This window comes from Bradyrhizobium sp. (genome assembly GCF_049586575.1).
In the GTDB taxonomy this organism is placed as follows: Bacteria; Pseudomonadota; Alphaproteobacteria; order Rhizobiales; family Xanthobacteraceae; genus Bradyrhizobium.
In genome coordinates this window covers 1-1,654 of the sequence record NZ_JBAVCF010000710.1, presented here as the reverse complement: position 1 = coordinate 1,654, position 1,654 = coordinate 1, and the positions used below count along the sequence as shown (strand labels likewise).

Annotated in this window: 1 protein-coding gene; it reads right to left on the bottom strand. The window is 55.0% G+C overall.

Features of this window, described 5'->3' with window-relative positions; translation table 11 throughout:
* Positions 1 to 757: 757 nt before the first annotated feature.
* Entirely contained in the window at positions 758 to 898 is a 141-nt protein-coding gene (locus WB528_RS25865) for a hypothetical protein (protein ID WP_423892061.1), read from the bottom strand.
* Positions 899 to 1,654: the final 756 nt, after the last annotated feature.

Here is a 1,654-nt window from a genome sequence, read left to right as displayed (position 1 = left end):
GCGATTTGAATCGCACGCAGCCTTTTTGAAATGGCAAGGTCTATTTCTGGCCGGTGAAGAGCGGCGATTGCGGAAGGTTGATTACGAGCCGGAGACTATCCGTAGAAAAGAGTAAGAGGACGGTTCTCAGCCGCACCGTGGCCTTCTATCCAATCGACGCTGAGATGTTCCGAGAGGGGCCAGGTTGGTCCATGCCTGACTGTGAGGTCCATAGGCCGCTCCCGGAACGCCGTTCGCGTGTTTAGCCGCTACGCTATTCCCCGAACGTTGAAGCAGCGGTCATTGCGGCAAGCTTTGCAGGTGGAGTCATCGTATCTCCTCTGCTCGCGACCAACTCCATTGTTGGCCTACATGCAAGCTGTGGCGTCCTAATGAAACTGTCAAGAAGTTTCAATTGGATGGAACCGCATAGGCCCAGTTACAATTCAACGACAATCCAAATTGTTCGGAAGTATTTTTCTTATATTAGCATCCGAAGCGGTGCCGACCTTCGATTCAGCCTGACGAACGGCCTTCCGAAGACGAAGTAATTCCGCATATCGGATGGACAGACTTTGGTCCAGGTTGCGATTCATTGTCTCTGCCGTTTTTGAATTCCGACGTTCGTTGGTCGTCATGGTCTTCTAAGTCCTGTACATCGATCATGTCCCGGTTGTCGCAACGAGTCGCTTCCGGGTTCATGGCAACCGACAAACATTGCACCGATGGCTACTTCACCACCCCCAGCCCAAACCCTCGCTCTAGCCGGTTGATCGCGTCAGCTAGTTCCTTCGTATCCAGCACCGCGACCAATTGAGCGAATCGCTTCATCGGCGTCGCTCATTCCAAGCTCAAGGTGTTCGCCGACAATCGAACCGACCTGACGAAGCGCGGCGAGAACTAATTCCTGATCTGTCATCGCAGGTTCGCACATACTGAAATGGACGGGGCCGCCGGGGGTGGGAAAACCGGCGACCCCTAACGCGCGATTTGAAAAATGGCCGGTGACTGGGGGGTCAGTCGGTCAAAATCGTCGCGATAAATTGACGATAACGCGCTGCCGCGACAGCACAATGAAAGCCGCGCGTTAACCTGACTGGTCAAGGTTACTGGGGCAGAAGAAATCAAGTCGCCATTACAAAGCACTCAAGTCGTCCGGCACGTCGCCGAATTTTCTGATTACCTGAAGCGCGGATCAGAACACCCCTCCCGCTCGATCCCCATCCCGGAGACCACGGATCAGATATTTTTCTGCCCCCTTGCCTCGCCCAAGCGCCAATTCATTATCCGAAAGACTCCCTCACCCGGTTCATCGCCGGATGCTTCCGGTTCTTGATCTTACGCCAGTCCGTGCACCGCCCAGCCCGATACGGTCTGTCGCGTCGCTTCGAAACCAATCCTTCAAGCCCCGTCCGTCACGCCGCCTGAAACAGGTCCGGCCCGATCTCACCTGCTCCGTGGGCGCGACAATCCCGAGGATGGAGTGAAATGCTCAGCGCGAGGGTTGTTAAAGTTTGAGTCGCCGGATTCAGTCAGCCTTAGGTTATTCTCGCAAGAATGATTCGGTAACGAACGAGGCAGGTCAATGAAAGTCGCACCGTCCTCACCGGGCGAGGTGTATTTCGCACTCGCCGTTGTCAGCACCGTCTTGATGATCGAGATGGCTGCCTTCGCC

What these genes read in the sequence shown, in the direction of transcription:
- WB528_RS25865 (WP_423892061.1), bottom strand. Translation starts at nt 898, where the DNA reads ATGACAGATCAGGAATTAGTTCTCGCCGCGCTTCGTCAGGTCGGTTCG.